The 16,177-nt window shown below is 66.7% G+C and carries 13 protein-coding genes; 9 read left to right on the plus strand and 4 right to left on the minus strand.

Translation table 11 applies throughout. The annotated features are described in order from the left end of the window. Entirely contained in the window at nt 1–630 is a 630-nt protein-coding gene (locus BMZ02_RS08995; protein ID WP_091642475.1) for a hypothetical protein, read from the minus strand. Between the two features lie 50 nt (nt 631–680). Next, nucleotides 681–1,523 (minus strand): HTH-type transcriptional regulator BhcR, encoded by an 843-nt coding sequence (gene bhcR / locus BMZ02_RS09000; protein ID WP_216110773.1) that lies wholly within the window; start codon nt 1,521–1,523, stop codon nt 681–683. Between the two features lie 191 nt (nt 1,524–1,714). Here bhcR and bhcA point away from each other — a divergent pair, with 191 nt between their 5' ends. From bhcA to xdhC, 9 genes are all read left to right on the plus strand, one after another. After that, a complete protein-coding gene (gene bhcA, locus BMZ02_RS09005; protein ID WP_091642481.1) occupies nt 1,715–2,905 on the plus strand; it encodes an L-aspartate--glyoxylate aminotransferase BhcA in 1,191 nt (396 codons plus the stop codon). 41 nt (nt 2,906–2,946) lie between these two features. After that, nucleotides 2,947–3,900, plus strand: a complete 954-nt coding sequence (gene bhcB / locus BMZ02_RS09010; protein WP_091642483.1) for a beta-hydroxyaspartate dehydratase BhcB — start codon at nt 2,947–2,949, stop codon at nt 3,898–3,900. A 37-nt stretch (nt 3,901–3,937) separates the two neighbouring features. Beyond that, entirely contained in the window at nt 3,938–5,056 is a 1,119-nt protein-coding gene (locus tag BMZ02_RS09015; RefSeq protein ID WP_091642486.1) for a DSD1 family PLP-dependent enzyme, read from the plus strand. A 17-nt stretch (nt 5,057–5,073) separates the two neighbouring features. Next, entirely contained in the window at nt 5,074–6,039 is a 966-nt protein-coding gene (bhcD, locus tag BMZ02_RS09020) for an iminosuccinate reductase BhcD (RefSeq protein ID WP_091642489.1), read from the plus strand. Between the two features lie 298 nt (nt 6,040–6,337). Then, a complete protein-coding gene (locus BMZ02_RS09025; protein WP_091642492.1) occupies nt 6,338–7,711 on the plus strand; it encodes an NCS2 family permease in 1,374 nt (457 codons plus the stop codon). Nucleotides 7,712–7,802: 91 nt separating this feature from the next. After that, nucleotides 7,803–9,116 (plus strand): guanine deaminase, encoded by a 1,314-nt coding sequence (guaD, locus tag BMZ02_RS09030; RefSeq protein WP_091642494.1) that lies wholly within the window; start codon nt 7,803–7,805, stop codon nt 9,114–9,116. A 60-nt stretch (nt 9,117–9,176) separates the two neighbouring features. Next, nucleotides 9,177–10,643 carry a xanthine dehydrogenase small subunit gene (xdhA, locus tag BMZ02_RS09035; RefSeq protein ID WP_091642496.1) on the plus strand — a complete coding sequence of 489 codons (1,467 nt, stop codon included), beginning with the start codon at nt 9,177–9,179 and terminating at the stop codon, nt 10,641–10,643. Continuing rightward, nucleotides 10,640–13,015 (plus strand): xanthine dehydrogenase molybdopterin binding subunit, encoded by a 2,376-nt coding sequence (xdhB, locus tag BMZ02_RS09040; protein WP_091642498.1) that lies wholly within the window; start codon nt 10,640–10,642, stop codon nt 13,013–13,015. The genes xdhA and xdhB overlap by 4 nt, the downstream gene beginning before the upstream one ends. Then, the gene (gene xdhC / locus BMZ02_RS09045; protein WP_091642500.1) at nt 13,012–13,776 is read left to right on the plus strand and encodes a xanthine dehydrogenase accessory protein XdhC; all 765 of its coding nucleotides are present in this window, start codon (nt 13,012–13,014) and stop codon (nt 13,774–13,776) included. The genes xdhB and xdhC overlap by 4 nt, the downstream gene beginning before the upstream one ends. A 209-nt stretch (nt 13,777–13,985) precedes the next feature. Here xdhC and BMZ02_RS09050 read toward each other — a convergent pair whose 3' ends face one another. Together BMZ02_RS09050 and BMZ02_RS09055 are read right to left on the minus strand one after the other, a co-directional pair. Then, the gene (locus BMZ02_RS09050; RefSeq protein WP_091642503.1) at nt 13,986–15,521 is read right to left on the minus strand and encodes a solute carrier family 23 protein; all 1,536 of its coding nucleotides are present in this window, start codon (nt 15,519–15,521) and stop codon (nt 13,986–13,988) included. 320 nt (nt 15,522–15,841) lie between these two features. After that, nucleotides 15,842–16,108, minus strand: coding sequence for a hypothetical protein (locus BMZ02_RS09055; protein WP_091642505.1), 267 nt, complete (start codon nt 16,106–16,108; stop codon nt 15,842–15,844). Between the last annotated feature and the right edge of the window lie 69 nt (nt 16,109–16,177).

Genomic DNA, 16,177 nt, shown 5'->3' on the forward strand with positions numbered 1-16,177 from the left:
TCAGCCCACGGGCTGACAGGCACCGGCCGCCGGATCGAACAGATACCGGCGGCTTTCCACCTCCAGCAACAGCCGGCCGTCGTACCAGACCAGGGGCTCCTGGTACGGCGGCCGCTCCGTCTGCTGGGCGTCGTCATCGGCGACGCAGCGGTCCACCGGCAATGCCGTGGTTTTCACCGTCTCATCCAGGCCATTACGGTCAACGATGCTGATGGTCTGGCCTTCTGCCGGCCCTTCCAGAATGAACGCCACGTAGCGGCTTTCATCACTCCACTGCCACAGCCCCACGGAGCCGCCGTACTGGAACGCCGCCGGGTACCAGTGGCCCTCCTCCAGTGACTTCAGCCAGCCAGCGCCGTGGGCGGCGCCGGAGGTGGTCACCGCCAGCCACTCGCCATCGGCGGACAGGGCGGCATCGAGAATGCGCTCCGACGCGCCGAAGGACGCGTCCGCGTCCACGTTGATCTGCGACGGGATACTGGCGCGCTCCGCCAGGGTCTCACCGGCAGCCGTCTGTACCCGCTCTTCATCCACGGACAGGGGCGCCTGCCGCTGACTCTCCTCGTCGGCCGTGACGCTGTCGCCACGGTCCTGGCCTGCACAGGCCGCCAGCCCGAGGGCTGCAAGCATGGCCGCACCGGCCCCGATTGTTCGTCCTCTGATCACAGCAGCTCTCCCGTTCAGTCTGTTGCCATGCGCGCGGGCAGCAGCCCGCCGATGTTGTCGGTCACCTCGTCCGCGGCGTCCCGCACCAGCGGGCCGAGCGTATCCAGCACCGTGTCCGGCAGTCGTACGGCCAGCCCGGAGATGGAGATGCCCGCGATCGCCTCACCGTACTCGTTGAAGACCGGTGCTGCCAGGCAGCGCATGCCGGTGGTGCTCTCCTCGTCGTCCACGGCCCAGCCCCGCTCGCGGGTTCGCGCCAGATCCGCGAACAGCGCATCCGCCGTGGTCAGCGTAGTGTCCGTGAACGCCGGCAGCCCCTTTTCCGTGATGATGGCGCGCACGTCCTGCTCGCTGCGCTCGGCCAGCAGCGCCTTGCCAATACCGGAGGCGTGCATGTGACCACGGGTCCCCGGGCGGAAGAACGCGCGGATCGGCTTGTGGGTCTCGATCTGGGACACGAACACCACGTCGCTGCCGTCCTGGATGGCCATGTTGGAAGTCTCGCCGCTGGCTTCCATGAGCCGTCGCATGACCGGGCGCCCGGCCTCCAGGTAGTTGGTCCGGCGCAGGAAGGCACTGCCGATGCGGAATGTCTCCACGCCGATGGACCAGGTCTGCGCCTCCTCGTCGAAGGTCACCATGTCGCGCTGCTGCAGGGTGACCAGCAGGCGGTAGGCGGTGGTCGGGGCGATACCGGCATCCAGTCCGATTTCGGTCAGGGTCATCTCGTCCTGCTCGGCCAGCAGCGCCAACAGGCGCAGGCCGCGATCCAGGGCCTGCACCGTGCCGGTGGCGTCCTGTGGCCGGTCGCTTCGCGGACGGCCGCGCTTGCGTCGGCGTTCCCGATCGTCAGCCATGGTCATGTCCCCCTTTCATGTGGAACGGGATTTTTCGCGGACCATCAGCAGCGCGGCCCCGAAAAACGCGTTTTTCTCGTTGGTTCAACACTCTACTCATTTTCTTGCTTTATTGAAATAGTTTTCCGAAAAAATTGGAAATCTTTTCCATTCCTCTAACATGGAGTCAGAAACAGATCGGAGGAGACGTCATGGAAAACCAGAACCCCGTATTCATCCCGGGGCCGACGAATATCCCGGAGCGCCTGCGCAAGGCGATGAGCGTGCCCACCTGGGATCACCGCTCGCCGGAGTTCGGCCGCATGTTCGTGCCGCTGCTGCAGGACCTCAAGCAGCCCTTCGGCACCACCCGGGGCGACGTGGCCGTATTCACCGCCAGCGGCACCGGCGGCTGGGAGACGGCCATCACCAACACCCTCTCCCCCGGCGATACGGTCCTGGCGGCGCGCTACGGCATGTTCTCCCACCGCTGGATCGATCTATGCGAACGCCACGGCCTGGACGTGAAGGTGATCGACTGCGGGTGGGGTGAAGGCGCCCCCATCGCCGCCTATCGCGACGCGCTGGCGGCGGACACCGATCACCGCATCAAGGCGGTGCTCAGCGTCCACAACGAGACGGCCACCGGCGTGCGCAGCGACGTGGGCGCCGTGCGCGAGGCCATGGATGCAGCGGACCACCCGGCCATGCTGTTCGTCGACGGCGTCAGCTCCATCGGCTCCATGGAATTCCGCATGGACGACTGGGGCGTGGACATGGCGGTGGCCGGCTCCCAGAAGGGCTTCATGCTCGCCACCGGGCTCGCCATCGTCGCCGCCAGCCCGAAGGCCCAGGCGGCCATGGAGACGGCGCAGCTGCCACGTTGCTACTTCGACCTGCGCGACATGCTCGCCGCCGGCGGCAAGGGCTCTTACCCCTACACCCCGGCCATCGGCCTCATCGAAGGGCTGCGCGAGAGCGTGAACATGCTGCTTGCCGAAGGCCTGGACAACGTTCATGCCCGCCACTTCCGCATCGCCGAAGGGGTCCGCCGCGCCGTGGCCGCCTGGGGCATGGAAGTCTGTGCGCGGCACCCGGAGCTCAACTCCGACACGGTCACCGCGATCATGGTCCCGGACGGGTTCGACAGCACCGAGCTGGTCAACTATGCCAACGAGACCTACGGCGTGAGCTTCGGCATCGGCCTTGGCCAGGTCGCAGGGCAGCTGTTCCGGATCGGCCACCTGGGACAGATGAGCGACGTCATGGCCCTGTCCGGCATCGCCACCGCCGAGATGGCCATGAAGGACCTGGGCTACCCCATCGAGCTGGGCAGCGGCGTGGCCGCAGCTCAGGAGTACTACCGGGCGAACAGCGCGGTGGCCCAGCGCAAGACCGCCTGATCCGGGCCCGTCCACGGGCGACAACCAGGGAGTTGCCAGCCATGTACATACCCAGTTTCGACGATGCCAGGGTTGCCCACGAGCGTATCAAGCCGTGGATCCACCGCACGCCGGTGCTCACCAGCGAGACGCTGGACCGCATGAGCGGCGCCCGGCTGTTGTTCAAGTGCGAGAACCTGCAGAAAGCGGGGGCGTTCAAGGTGCGCGGCGCCACCAACGCGGTGTTCAGCCTCACGGACGAGGAAGCCGCCCGCGGCGTGGCCACGCACTCCTCCGGCAACCACGCCCTGTCGCTGAGCCGCGCCGCCGGCTGCCGCGGCATCCCGGGCACCGTGATCATGCCCGAGACGGCGAGCCGCGCGAAGATGCGCGCGGTGGAGGGCTACGGCGGCGAGATCATCACCTGCAAGCCCAGCCTGGAGGCGCGCGAGCGGACGCTGAACGACCTGGTGGAGCGTACCGGTGCCAACTTCGTGCACCCGTACAACGACCACCGCGTCATCGCCGGCCAGGCCACCTGCTCACTGGAGCTGAACGAGGACGCCGGCCCCCTGGATGCCGTGGTCGCACCCATCGGTGGCGGCGGCATGATCAGCGGCACGTCGCTGACCCTCTCCAGCATCGCGCCGGATACGCGCATCTACGCCGCCGAACCGAAGAACGCGGACGACGCCTACCGCTCCTTCAAGGCGGGCCACATCATCGAGGACGACGCCCCGGACACCGTTGCCGACGGGCTCAAGGTCTCTCTGCGCGACCTGAGCTGGCACTTCGTCTCCAGCTACGTCACCGACATCCTGCTGACCACCGAGGAGGAGATCATCGACGCCATGCGGCTGGTATGGGAGCGCATGAAGATCGTCATCGAGCCCTCCAGCGCGGTTGCGGTGGCCGCCATTCTCAAGAACCCCGACGTATTCCGCGGCCAGCGGGTGGGCGTGATCCTCACCGGCGGCAACGTGGACATGTACAAGCTGCCCTGGCTCGCGAAGTGAGCCCCGCGGCATCCCCATAAGGAAGAGGAGAAACGCCATGAGCACCAATGTCCCCGCCCTCGTGGGCACCCCTGTTGAAGACGTTCTCACCCCCTGCCTGCTGGTGGATCTGGACGCCTACGAACGCAACGTCGAACGGATGGCGAACTACATCAACGGCCAGGGGCTGCGCCACCGGGCGCACGCCAAGACGCACAAGTCCCCCAACATCGCCCTGGACCAGATCGCCCACGGCGCGGTGGGCGTGTGCTGCCAGAAGGTCAGCGAGGCCGAGGCCATGGTCAACGGCGGCGTGCGCGACGTGCTGGTCTCGAACCAGGTCATCCAGCCCGCCATGATCGACCGTCTGGCTGCCCTCGCCCGCCAGGCACGCGTGCTGGTGTGCGTGGACGACATGGACAACATCGACCAGATCAACGCCGCCGCCCTGCGTTACAAGGCCCCCATCGAGGTGCTGGTTGAGGTGGACGTGGGCGCCGGCCGCTGTGGCGTGGCCCCCGGCGAAGCCGCGGTGCCCCTGGCCAAGCGCATTGCCGCCTCCGAGGGGCTGCGCTTTGCCGGCCTGCAGGCCTATCAGGGCAAGGCGCAGCACGTGCACGACTTTGACGAGCGCAAGGGCAGGATCGACGAGGCCATTGCCGCGGTGAAGCACACCGTGGAACTGCTCGAAGCCGAAGACCTGGCCTGCGACATCGTTGCCGGGGCCGGCACCGGCACCTACACCTTCGAGGGCGAGAGCGGCGTCTACAACGAGCTCCAGTGCGGCTCCTACGTCTTCATGGACGCCGACTACCAACGCATCAAGATGCAGGACGGCCGCCACATCGACGACTTCGAGAACAGCCTGTTCATCTACTCCACGGTGATGAGCAAGACCAAGGCGGACAAGGCGATCTGCGACGCCGGCCTCAAGGCCCAGAGCGTGGACTCCGGCGTGGCAGTGGTGTTCGGGCGGGACGACATCGAGTACATCGGCGCCTCGGACGAGCACGGCGTCATCAAGGACCAGGACAACGTCCTGCGCCTGGGCGAGAAGCTCAAGCTGGTGCCCGGCCACTGCGACCCGACGGTCAACATCTACGACTGGTACGTGGGCGTGCGCAACGGTCGCGTGGAGTGCCTGTGGCCCATTACTGGCCGCGGCATGTGCCTGTAACGGCAAGGAGCGAGACCATGCAGATTGTATCCGAAAAGGCGGTAAAGGCGGCGGTGAGCCGTGCCGACGCCTTTACCGCGGTGGAATCCGTCTTCGCCGCCATGGCCACGGGGCAGGCCTGGAACTTCCCCGTGGTCCGCGAGGCCATCGGCCATGCCGACGCCCTGTACGGCTTCAAGTCCGGGTTCGATCGCGACCACATGGCGCTGGGCGTGAAATCCGGCGGCTACTGGCCCGGCAACGCGGCCCGGGGGCTGACCAACCACCAGTCCACCGTGCTGCTGTTCGACCCGGACACCGGCCAGCCCCGTGCCCTGGTGGGCGGCAACTATCTCACCGCCGTGCGCACGGCAGCGGCCAGTGCCGTCTCCATCCAGCACCTGGCACGCCCGGATGCGAAGACCCTGGGCATCGTCGGCGCCGGCCACCAGGCGCCCTTCCAGCTCCGTGCCGCCGTGGAGCAGCGCCCCATCGAGCGGGTGGTGGCCTGGAACCGCAGCCCGGAACGGCTGGAAAGCCTGCGCGAGGCGGCCCAGGCCATGGGCCTGCCCTTCGAGGCGGTGGACCGGGACACCCTGTGTGAGCAGGCGGACGTGATCATCACCATCACTTCCTGCTTCGAACCCCTGCTCACCAGGGAGCAGATCCGCCCCGGCACACACATCGCGTGCATGGGCACGGACACCGCCGGCAAGCAGGAGATCGACCCGGCCATCCTCGCCAGCGCCGAGGTGTTCACAGACGACCCGACCCAGGCCGCCACCATCGGCGAGTGCCAGCACGCGGTGGCTCAGGGGCACATCCACCGGGATGCCATCCGGCCCGTCGGCGGCGTCATTGGCGAGCCCGGCAGCTTCCGCCGCAGTGCCGAGGCCATCACCGTGTTCGACGGCACCGGCGTCGGCCTGCAGGACCTCGCCGTGGCGCGGGTGGCCTTGGAGCGCGCCGTGGAAGCCGGCACCGCAGTACGGATCGACCTGTAACACCCGGAAACACCCTTCCCCTTGGCACAGGGACGTGCCGCCTGTTTCCCACCTCCCTTGTATACCGGCCCCTGGCCGGTCGCAACCGCGTGCCTGCACCGGACGCCCCCTCGGAAACCACCCCGTACCACCCCTGTGATCCGGCGGCAAAAACCGCTCGTCGGTCATGCCAAACCGTCGTTGTAAAGGGGTTGCCTGTGCCTGTGTATACATGCTTTTATGACAATTTAGTACACAATTAAAAGCATCGACTGTGAACGATGCGAACCGAAGACAGACAATACCTCGGAGGAGAGCCATGAGTTCCCCGGATAGCGCAACACAGACGGCCGCGGACGGTCGACCGGCACAGGGCGGGCTGGACACTTTTTTCGGCCTGACCGAGAACGGCACCACGGTCCGCACCGAGATCATGGCGGGCATCGCCACGTTCCTCGCCGGCATGTACATCATCGTCGTCAACCCGACCATTCTCAGTGACGCCGGCATTCCCTTCTCCGCGGGGCTCACGGCCACGGTCATCATCAGCTTCCTGGGCAGCCTTGCCATGGGGCTGTACGCCCGCAACCCGATTCTCATCGCGCCCGGCATGGGCATGAACGCGCTGTTCACCTATACCCTGGTGGAGGGCGCCGGCGTGCCGCTGGAGATCGCACTGGGCTGCGTGTTCTGGTCGGGGGTGATCTTCGTGATCCTGGCGGTGTTCAACGTACGCCAGATCATTGTCGACGCCATCCCGGCGAACATGCGCTACGCCATCACCTGCGGCATCGGCCTGTTCATCACCTTTATCGGGCTGAAGAACGCCGGCTTCATCGTCAGCGACCCGGCAACGCTGGTGAGCATGGCGGATCTCGGCCCGCCCGTCCTGACCTTTCTTGCCGGGCTGGCGCTGACCGGGGTGTTCGTCGCGCGCAAGATGCCGGGAGCATTGGTGCTCGGGATCATCGCCACCACGCTGCTGGCCATTCCGCTCGGTCGCGCCTGGGGGGAAGACACGGCCGTTGTCTGGGACGGCCTGGTCGCCGGCCCGGACTTCAGTTTCATGTTCCAGGTGGACGTCATCGGCGCGCTGAACTACGCCTTCTGGCCGTTCATCTTCGTGATGCTGTTCACCAACTTCTTCGACGCCCTGTCCTGCTTCATGGGGTTGTCCGAAGCGGCCGGGCTCAAGGACAAGGACGGCAACCCGCGTAACCTGAAGCAGTCCATGTCCGTGGATGCCTTCTCATCGATCATTGCCGCCCCGCTCGGCACCAGCGCGGCGCAGACGTTCATCGAGTCCGGGGCCGGCGTGGCCCAGGGCGGCCGGACCGGGCTGGTGGCCGTGACCATTGCGCTCCTGTTCCTGCCGTTCCTGTTCCTGCCGTTCCTGTTCCTGTCGCCGCTGCTGGAGCTGGTTCCGGCCATTGCCACCTCCACGGTGCTGGTGCTGGTGGGCCTGTTCATGCTGGCGCCGGTGAAGAAGGTGGAGTGGGAGCGCTACGACGAGGCCATTCCGGCGTTCCTGGCGGTGATTCTGATGCCGCTGACGTACTCCATCACCATGGGCATCGCCTACGGCTTTCTCAGCTACGTGGTGATCAAGGTACTCACCGGCCGCATCAGCGACGTGAAACCGGCCATGCTGGTCGTTGCAGCATTGTGTGTACTGATGCTGGCAACGGTGTAACACTGGAACGGAACTTGTATACAGAAACCCTGTGCGGTTTGCGGCAGTCAACACTGTGAGTGCCGCAAACCGTGGGAGCAACGGGAGAGTCATGAACACCGCAAGCCACAACCCGTACGCCCTGCGCGGCACCCTCATCGACTGCGACGCCGTCGCCGGTACCGCGGTGGGCAATGAGACCCTGCGTGTCATCGAGGACGGGGCACTGATCATCGAAGGCGGCCGCGTCACCGCGCGCGGCCCGGCCGCGGACGTGCTGACCGGCGACCGGGCGCATCTGCCTGTACACGACTACAGCGGCCGCTGGCTGCTGCCTGGCTTCATCGACAGCCATATCCACTACCCGCAGACGGACATCATCGCCAGCTTCGGCTCCCAGCTGCTGGAGTGGCTGGAGCGCTATACCTTCCCGGCGGAGGCAAGCTTTGCCGACCCCGACGTGGCCCGGGAGACGGCGGATTTCTTCCTGCAGGAGCTGTTTCGCAACGGCACCACCAGTGCCAACGTGCTGGGCACGGTGCACGCCCATTCGGCCGACGCCATATTCGAGGCGGCCCGGCGCCAGGGCATGCGGCTGATTGCAGGCAAGGTGATGATGGACCGCAACTGCCCGGAGGCCATTCAGGACACCCCCGAGAGCGGCTACCGCGACTCCCGCGAGCTGCTGGAGCGCTGGCACGGCGTGGACCGCCTGCGCTACGCCATCACCCCGCGGTTTGCGCCAACCTCCAGCGACGAGCAGCTGCGCAGAACGGCGGAGCTGGCCCGTGAATTCCCGGACGCCTACTTGCACACGCACCTGGCGGAGAACCGCAACGAGGTGGCCTGGGTCAGCGAACTGTTCCCCTGGGCGCGGAGCTACATGGACGTGTACGACCAGTACGGCCTGGTGCGCGAGCGTTCCGTGTTCGCCCACTGCATCTACCTGGATGACGCCGACCGCCGGCGCATGGCGGATACCGGCGCCGCCATCGCCTTCTCGCCCACGTCGAACACCTTCCTGGGCAGCGGCCTGCTGGAGTACCGGGACGCCCGCGCCACGGGTATCCGCGTGGGCCTGGCCACGGACGTGGGCGGTGGCAGCAGTTTCAGCATGTTCCGCACCGCCAGCGAGGCGTACAAGGTGTCGTGCCTGAACGGCACGCCGCTGTCCGCCGCCAGCCTGCTGCACCTGGCCACCCGCGGTAGCGCCGAGGCGCTGGATATCGCCGACCGGGTGGGCAGCCTGGACGCGGACAAGGAGGCGGACATCATCGTCGTGGACCCGGCCGCCACGCCGCTCACGGCGCGGCGCACCGCCCCGGCGACCCTGGAAGAGAGCCTGTTCGCCCTGCTGATGCTGGGCGACGACCGCCATATCGAGACCACCTACGTGGGCGGCCGCATCGTCCACGAACGGAACTAGGGCCTGCCCGGGTTCACCCCGGGCAGGCGCTATAATGCATTGAAGTGCGAGGAAACCCCCATGTCAGATCCGATCCGCTTCCTGCTCGGCACCGATGAACGGGCCATCCGCGACGCCGACCCGAACATGACGGTGCTGCAGTGGCTGCGCACCCGCGCGGCGCAGCCCGGCACCAAGGAAGGCTGCGCCGAGGGCGACTGCGGCGCCTGCACTGTGGTGGTGGGCGAACCCGCCGCCGACGGCCGCATGCGGTACCGTGCCGTCAACGGCTGCATCCTGTTCCTGCCGGCCCTGCACGGCAAGCAGCTCATCACCGTGGAGCACCTGCGCCAGCCCGATGGCGCCCTGCACCCGGCGCAGCAGGCGCTGGTGGAGTGCCACGGCTCCCAGTGCGGGTTCTGCACCCCGGGCTTCGTGATGTCCATGTTCGCCATGTACCACAACGAGGACCGGCCCAGCCGCCAGCGTATCCAGGACGTGCTCGCCGGCAACCTCTGCCGCTGCACCGGCTACCGCCCCATTCTCGACGCCGCCGAGCACATGTACGACCTGGGCAATGGTGATGCCTTCAGCGCCCATGAAGCGGACACCGCGCAACGTCTGACCGCCCTGCGCGGCGACGCCACGCTGCACGTCACCGGCTCCGGGCGCGATTACTACGCGCCCCGCACCACGGATGCCCTGGCGGACCTGCTGGCGGGCCTGCCGGATGCCACCATTCTGGCCGGCGGCACCGACGTGGGGCTGTGGGTCACCAAGCAGCATCGCAAGCTCGATACCCTGCTCTACACCGGCGACGTGGACGAGATGAAGACCGTGCGCGAGGATGACGACTGGATCGACATCGGCGCCGCCGTCACCCACACCGACGCCATGGACCTGATCGGCCGGCACTACCCGGACTTCGGCGAGCTGCTCCGGCGCTTCGCCTCGGTGCAGATCCGCAACTCCGGCACCCTGGGCGGCAACATCGCCAACGCCTCCCCCATCGGCGACTCCATGCCGGTGCTGATCGCCCTGAACGCCGAACTCGTCCTGCGCCAGGGCAGCGGCCGGCGCACCCTGCCCATCGACCAGTTCTTTCTGGACTACCGCAAGACGGCCATGGCCGCGGGCGAGTTCGTCGAGCGCATCCGCGTTCCGAAACCGGCAGCGGGCTGGCAGCTGCGCTGCTACAAGCTCTCGAAGCGCTTCGACCAGGACATCTCCGCGGTGTGCGCGGCGCTCAACCTGCGGCTGGACGGCGACACGGTGCAGGACGTGCGCATCGGCTTCGGCGGCATGGCGGCCATTCCCGCCCGGGCCGTGCAGACGGAAGCGGCACTGCGCGGTCAGCCCTGGAGCGAGGCCTCCGTGGCCGCCGCCGGCGCCGCACTGGAGGCCGAATTCAAGCCCATGTCCGACATGCGGGCCAGCGCCGACTACCGCATGCTCACGGCCAGGAACCTGCTGCGCAAGTGCCACCTGGAGACCACGAATCACCCGGCACCGACACGGGTGCTCGACCATGAGGAGGCGCAGGCATGAACGGGCGCACCTTTCCCGAGTTCGACAACGCCAGCCGCACGGTGCACAAGCCGCACCCCCACGACAGTGCCCACAAGCACGTCACCGGCGAGGCGGTGTATACCGACGACATCCCCGAGCCGCGCAACCTGCTGCACGCCTACGTCCGGCTGAGCAACACGGCCCATGCGCGCATCACCGCCATGGACGTCTCCGCCTGCCGCGAGGTGCCCGGCGTCGCCGCGGTCATGACCGCCGACGACCTGCCGGCGAAACGGGACGTGGGGCCGGTCTTCCCGGGCGATCTCGTCTTCGCCGAGGACACCATCAACTACTGGGGCCAGGCGCTGTTCGCCGTGGCCGCCGAGGACCTGGACACCGCCATCACGGCGGCGAAACAGGCCACGGTGGAGTATGACGAGCTGGAACCGGTGCTCAGCATCGACGACGCGCTGGAGAAGGAGTCGTTCGTGCTCGACACCAAACGGTTCGACAAGGGCGACACCGACTCGGCCCTGGCACAGGCAGCCCACCGGCTGGACGGCGAGTTCGGCATCGGCGGGCAGGACCACTTCTACCTGGAAGGTCAGATCGCCATGGCCGTGCCCCAGGAAGACGGCGACATGCTGGTCTACAGCTCCACCCAGCACCCCTCGGAGGTACAGCACCTGGTGGCAGCCGTGCTGGGCATCCCCGACCACGGCGTGGTTATCGAGACGCGGCGCATGGGCGGTGGCTTTGGCGGCAAGGAGACCCAGCCCGCGCACATCGCCGCCGTCGCCGCGGTGCTGGCCCAGCGCACCGGGCGCCCGGTAAAACTGCGGCTGGACCGGGATGACGACATGGTGATGACCGGCAAGCGCCACGACTTCAAGGTGCGCTACGACGTCGGCTTCGACGACACCGGCCGCATCCAGGGCGTGGACTTCATGCTGGCCTCGCGCTGCGGCATCTCGGCAGACCTCTCCGGCGCCGTGAACGACCGCGCCATGTACCACGCCGACAACGCCTACTACCTGCCGAACACGCGCATCGTCTCGCACCGCTGTTACACCAACACCGTGTCCAACACCGCGTTCCGCGGCTTCGGCGGCCCCCAGGGGATGATGGCCATCGAGTACGTCATGGACGAGATCGCCCGCCACCTGGGGCTGGACGCCTTCGAGGTCCGCCGGCGCAATCTCTACGGTATCGACGAGCGCAACGAGACGCCCTACGACCAGATCGTGGAGGACAACATCCTCCCGGAGCTGTTTGACGACATCGAGCAAAGCGCCGAATACGCCGAGCGGCGCCGGCGCGTGGACGCGTTCAACGCCGAAGGCGGCGTGCTGCGCAAGGGGCTGGCGGTGACGCCGGTGAAGTTCGGCATCTCGTTCACGACCACCCACCTCAACCAGGCCGGCGCGCTGGTGCTGGTCTACACCGACGGCAGCGTGCAGCTCAACCACGGCGGCACGGAGATGGGCCAGGGGCTGTACACCAAGGTGGCGCAGATCGTCGCCGAGGAGTTCGGCATCGACCTGGAGCGGGTGCGCATCACCGCCACCACCACCGGCAAGGTACCTAACACCTCCGCCACGGCGGCCTCCTCGGGCACCGACCTGAACGGCATGGCGGCGCAGAATGCGGCGCGCGCCATCAAGGGGCGGCTGACCAAGCTCGTCAGCGAGACGTGGAACGTGGATGCCGAGGATGTGGCCTTTCGCGACGGGCAGGTTTACATCGGCGAGGATGCTATCTGCACCTTCCCGGAGCTGTGCCAGCGGGCGCACCTGAACCGCGTCCAGCTCTCGGAAGCCGGCTTCTACGCCACCCCGAAGATTCACGTGGACAAGGCCACGCTCAAGGGCCGGCCGTTCTACTACTTCGCTTACGGCATCGCCTGCGCCGAAGTGCTGGTGGATACGCTCACCGGCGAATACCGGGTGGTGCGCACGGACATCCTCCACGACTGCGGCAAGTCACTGAACCCGGCCATCGATCTGGGGCAGGTGGAGGGCGGCTTCGTCCAGGGCATGGGCTGGCTGACCACCGAGGAGCTGGTGTGGAACGACAAGGGGAGCCTGACCACCCACGCGCCGTCCACCTACAAGATTCCGGCGGCCAGCGACATGCCCGTGGACTTCCGCGTGCGGCTGCTGGACTCCGGCTACAATCGGGAGAAGGCCGTACGCCGCTCCAAGGCCGTGGGTGAGCCCCCGCTGATGTTGGCCATGTGCGTCTACCACGCCCTCAAGGACGCGGTGAACAGCATCGCGCCGAAGGGCACCCGGGTCCGCCTGGACGCCCCGGCAACGCCCGAGAAGGTGCTGCTGGCCATGGAGCACGCCCGCGGGCTCGGTCGCGATGCCAGGGCCCCGGCGGGCAGCCTCGAGGAGGTGGACGAGTGAAACCCTGGCTCGACGCCATGAACCGCTGCGTGGCCGACGACGTGCCCTGCGTGCTGGTCACACTGGTGGGAACGGAGGGCTCGTCGCCCCGGGAGTCCGGGGCGAAGATGCTGGTCACCACGGACGACTCCACCGGCACTCTGGGCGGAGGCACCGTGGAGCTGATCGCCCAGGAGCGCGCCCGGGAGATGATCGGTGGCGGGATCACCACCGTGTCGGAAGAGGACTTCACCCTCAACGACGCCCTGGACCAGGCCTGCGGGGGGCGCATGCGGCTGCTGTTCGAGCCGTTTCTGCCCTCCCCCCTGACCATCGCCATCTTCGGGGCGGGGCACGTGGGCCGCGCACTGGTGGACGTGCTGGCCGGCATTCCCTGCCGCATCCACTGGGTGGATAACCGTGACGGTCAGTTCCCGGAACACCTGCCGGAGCAGGTGCGCACCCACGCTCCCGACGACCCGGCCAGCCTGGTGCCGGAACTCCCGGCCGGGACCCTGCTGGTGGCCATGACCCACAGCCACGACACCGATCTGGAGATCCTCAAGGCCGCCCTGCAGCGCGACGATCTCGGCTTCATCGGCACCATCGGCTCATCCACCAAACGCGGGCGGTTCATGAACCGGTTACGGGATGCCGGCCTCGGACAGGCCGCAGAGGAGCGCCTCACCTGCCCGGTGGGCCTACCCGGCATCGGCGGCAAGGCCCCGGGGCATATCGCCGTCAGCCTCGCCGCGCAGTTGCTGCAGGTGGCCGGGGAGTAACCCCGATTATCCCGCCTCGTGGTTGGTGGACCTGAAGGTCCACCCTACACCCCTCCCCTCGTCAATACGCACGCCGTCCATCCGGTGTGTCCGGCGTGACCTTCCCGTGTAGGGTGGACCTTCAGGTCCACCATCAGGACAAAAAACCCCGCCGAAGCGGGGTTTTTTACGTCCGGCAGGGCCACCTCCCGGTGGCCCTTTATCCGGGCCTAATCCTGCCCCGGCGACTGCGGGCCGACGGCATCGTCGGCCGGGCCGTTGCCGTCATCCAGCCCGTAACCGGTGAGCCAGTAGAAAGCGAAGAAGGCCGCCAGGATGAGATACCCGAGGGCGAAGTCAGGCGCGCCCATGAAGGTCATCTCCTCGGCGTGCATGATGCCGATGAACGACAGCAGCGCCGCGATACCGGCGAAGATCGTGGCGCGGAAGAAATCCTTGTCGATGATGAACACGGTAATCGCGCCCAGGATGATGCCGGTGAACATGGCGCCCTCGGCCATGGGAGCAATCCCCTCGGACACGCCGGCCATCACCTCGGCGGCGTCATTGCCGAAGTTGGTGGCAATGTAGTTGCCCAGGTAGGGCAGCATGGCCAGCACGATGGCCGGGAAGTAGCGCATGTCACTGCCACGGAATGCCGTGGAAATCATGGACAGCCCCACGAACACCAGCAGCGGCGCCACCACCGCCGTGGGGATGATCTCCGCCAGGGCGGCAATGAGGCCAAACATGGCAGCAAACAGATAGACCACGCCGTTGAGAATGCTGTAGCCACGCCCGGCGTTCATCCACTTGGCACCCACCGAGGCGATGTACACGGTGGTGGGGAACGGGCCGCCGAACACAGAACCCAGCATGGTGCCGACTCCGTCCACGGCCATGCACTCGCGCACGTCGTAGCGGTCGCCCTCGGCCTCCATGGCCTCGACGTTGTTCATGGTCTCGATGGCGTTGTAGAGCGTGATGGGCAACACCACCGTCAGCAGGCCGGCCATGGCACCGAACAGGTACGTGAAGCCCTGGATCCAGGTGAACTCCGGCAGGATGGGATAGAAGCCGAAGTGCTCCATGCCCTCGGCCACGGAACTCACCTCGGCCTGCCCGAGTAAGTACGCCAGCGCAGTGCCGATGATGATGGCGAACAGGGACGCCGGGATACGAAACGGCATGTGCACCTGGCCGACGATGCCGACGATGATGATGCCCAGCACCAGAATGCCGATCACCGGCATCTCGAAGGTGGTGAACAGCATCTGCCCGGCGATGAAGGTCAGGGCCACACCGGCCAGCGCCCCGAGCATGGCGGCGCGCGGCAGGTTGCGCTTCACCCAGGCGCCGAGCAGGCTGATGCACACCTGCACCAGACCGCTGAAGAAGCAGGCGGCGACGGCGATTTTCCATGCCATTTCGGCGTCACCGGTGAATTCGTAGGCGGGCAGGATCACACCGAACAGGAACACGAACATGATCGGCGTGCTGATGCCGTAGGATAGCGCCGTGACATCAGTACGCCCTTCCTTGCGGGCAACCCTGGCGGCGTACCAGGCGTAGTAGAAGTTGCCCACCAGCACCGCAACGGCCGCGCCCGGAATCACCTTGCCGAAGATGATGTCCGCGGGAAAGCCGAAGCCCAGCAGGGTGATGGCAATGATGACGAAGTTGGCGATATTGTTCTGGAACAGTGCGAAGAAGGCGTTGGTATCCTCCTTCTTGAACCACGGATAATGCCCCGGTACTGAAGCCATGGGTGCCCCTCCTTCCTCCGGCCGCCGTCGCTTGCGGTGACGTGGGTACGAATGGAAACGGCTGCTTTGCGCAGCTCATTTGTGACCAACTGTATACAAGCTTATTCTTCAAGAACAAGTATTTCGGATACAGTAAATGACCGCAATTGTGTGCGCAATGCCCGGGCATGACACTGTTACACTAGACTGAGAACACGGGAAGACCTGTTGTGACGGGCGTCACGGGAGGATTGGGTGCAGAAGGGGATCGGCGCGCCGTGCCCGAGAAACCGGCTGATGGTCACCGGCCGCTGCAAGCACGGCAGACACCTGGGTCGGGATTACTGCTGGATGTGATTGTGCGCCTCCACGTACCGGCGCAACGTTCGTTTCAGACGCGCCGCACGGGCGTAGTCCTCACGCGCCTCCGCCGCCGCGATATCGTCGGCGATCATGATCCTGACGCGCTCTTCTCCTTCCGGCGTCTGCACCAGGAACCAGCCCATTTCCAGGGCTGCCATCATGGGCAGATGCTCGTGTTCGGCAATCGCCTCCACTTCCTCTTCGGTGAGGTCGGACATGGCGATGCAGTCTTCAATGGTCAGCACGGTTCAACCCTCCCTGTTGAGCTGGAAAGGGCGAAAAGGCCTCCGCCCCACCCCTCCAGACACGGGTTA

Origin of the sequence: Aquisalimonas asiatica, assembly GCF_900110585.1 — a bacterium.
Lineage (GTDB): Bacteria > Pseudomonadota > Gammaproteobacteria > Nitrococcales > Aquisalimonadaceae > Aquisalimonas > Aquisalimonas asiatica.

What these genes read in the sequence shown, in the direction of transcription:
- BMZ02_RS08995 (WP_091642475.1), bottom strand. Translation starts at nt 630, where the DNA reads ATGCTTGCAGCCCTCGGGCTGGCGGCCTGTGCAGGCCAGGACCGTGGC.
- bhcR (WP_216110773.1), bottom strand. Translation starts at nt 1,523, where the DNA reads ATGGCTGACGATCGGGAACGCCGACGCAAGCGCGGCCGTCCGCGAAGC.
- bhcA (WP_091642481.1), top strand. Translation starts at nt 1,715, where the DNA reads ATGGAAAACCAGAACCCCGTATTCATCCCGGGGCCGACGAATATCCCG.
- bhcB (WP_091642483.1), top strand. Translation starts at nt 2,947, where the DNA reads ATGTACATACCCAGTTTCGACGATGCCAGGGTTGCCCACGAGCGTATC.
- BMZ02_RS09015 (WP_091642486.1), top strand. Translation starts at nt 3,938, where the DNA reads ATGAGCACCAATGTCCCCGCCCTCGTGGGCACCCCTGTTGAAGACGTT.
- bhcD (WP_091642489.1), top strand. Translation starts at nt 5,074, where the DNA reads ATGCAGATTGTATCCGAAAAGGCGGTAAAGGCGGCGGTGAGCCGTGCC.
- BMZ02_RS09025 (WP_091642492.1), top strand. Translation starts at nt 6,338, where the DNA reads ATGAGTTCCCCGGATAGCGCAACACAGACGGCCGCGGACGGTCGACCG.
- guaD (WP_091642494.1), top strand. Translation starts at nt 7,803, where the DNA reads ATGAACACCGCAAGCCACAACCCGTACGCCCTGCGCGGCACCCTCATC.
- xdhA (WP_091642496.1), top strand. Translation starts at nt 9,177, where the DNA reads ATGTCAGATCCGATCCGCTTCCTGCTCGGCACCGATGAACGGGCCATC.
- xdhB (WP_091642498.1), top strand. Translation starts at nt 10,640, where the DNA reads ATGAACGGGCGCACCTTTCCCGAGTTCGACAACGCCAGCCGCACGGTG.
- BMZ02_RS09050 (WP_091642503.1), bottom strand. Translation starts at nt 15,521, where the DNA reads ATGGCTTCAGTACCGGGGCATTATCCGTGGTTCAAGAAGGAGGATACC.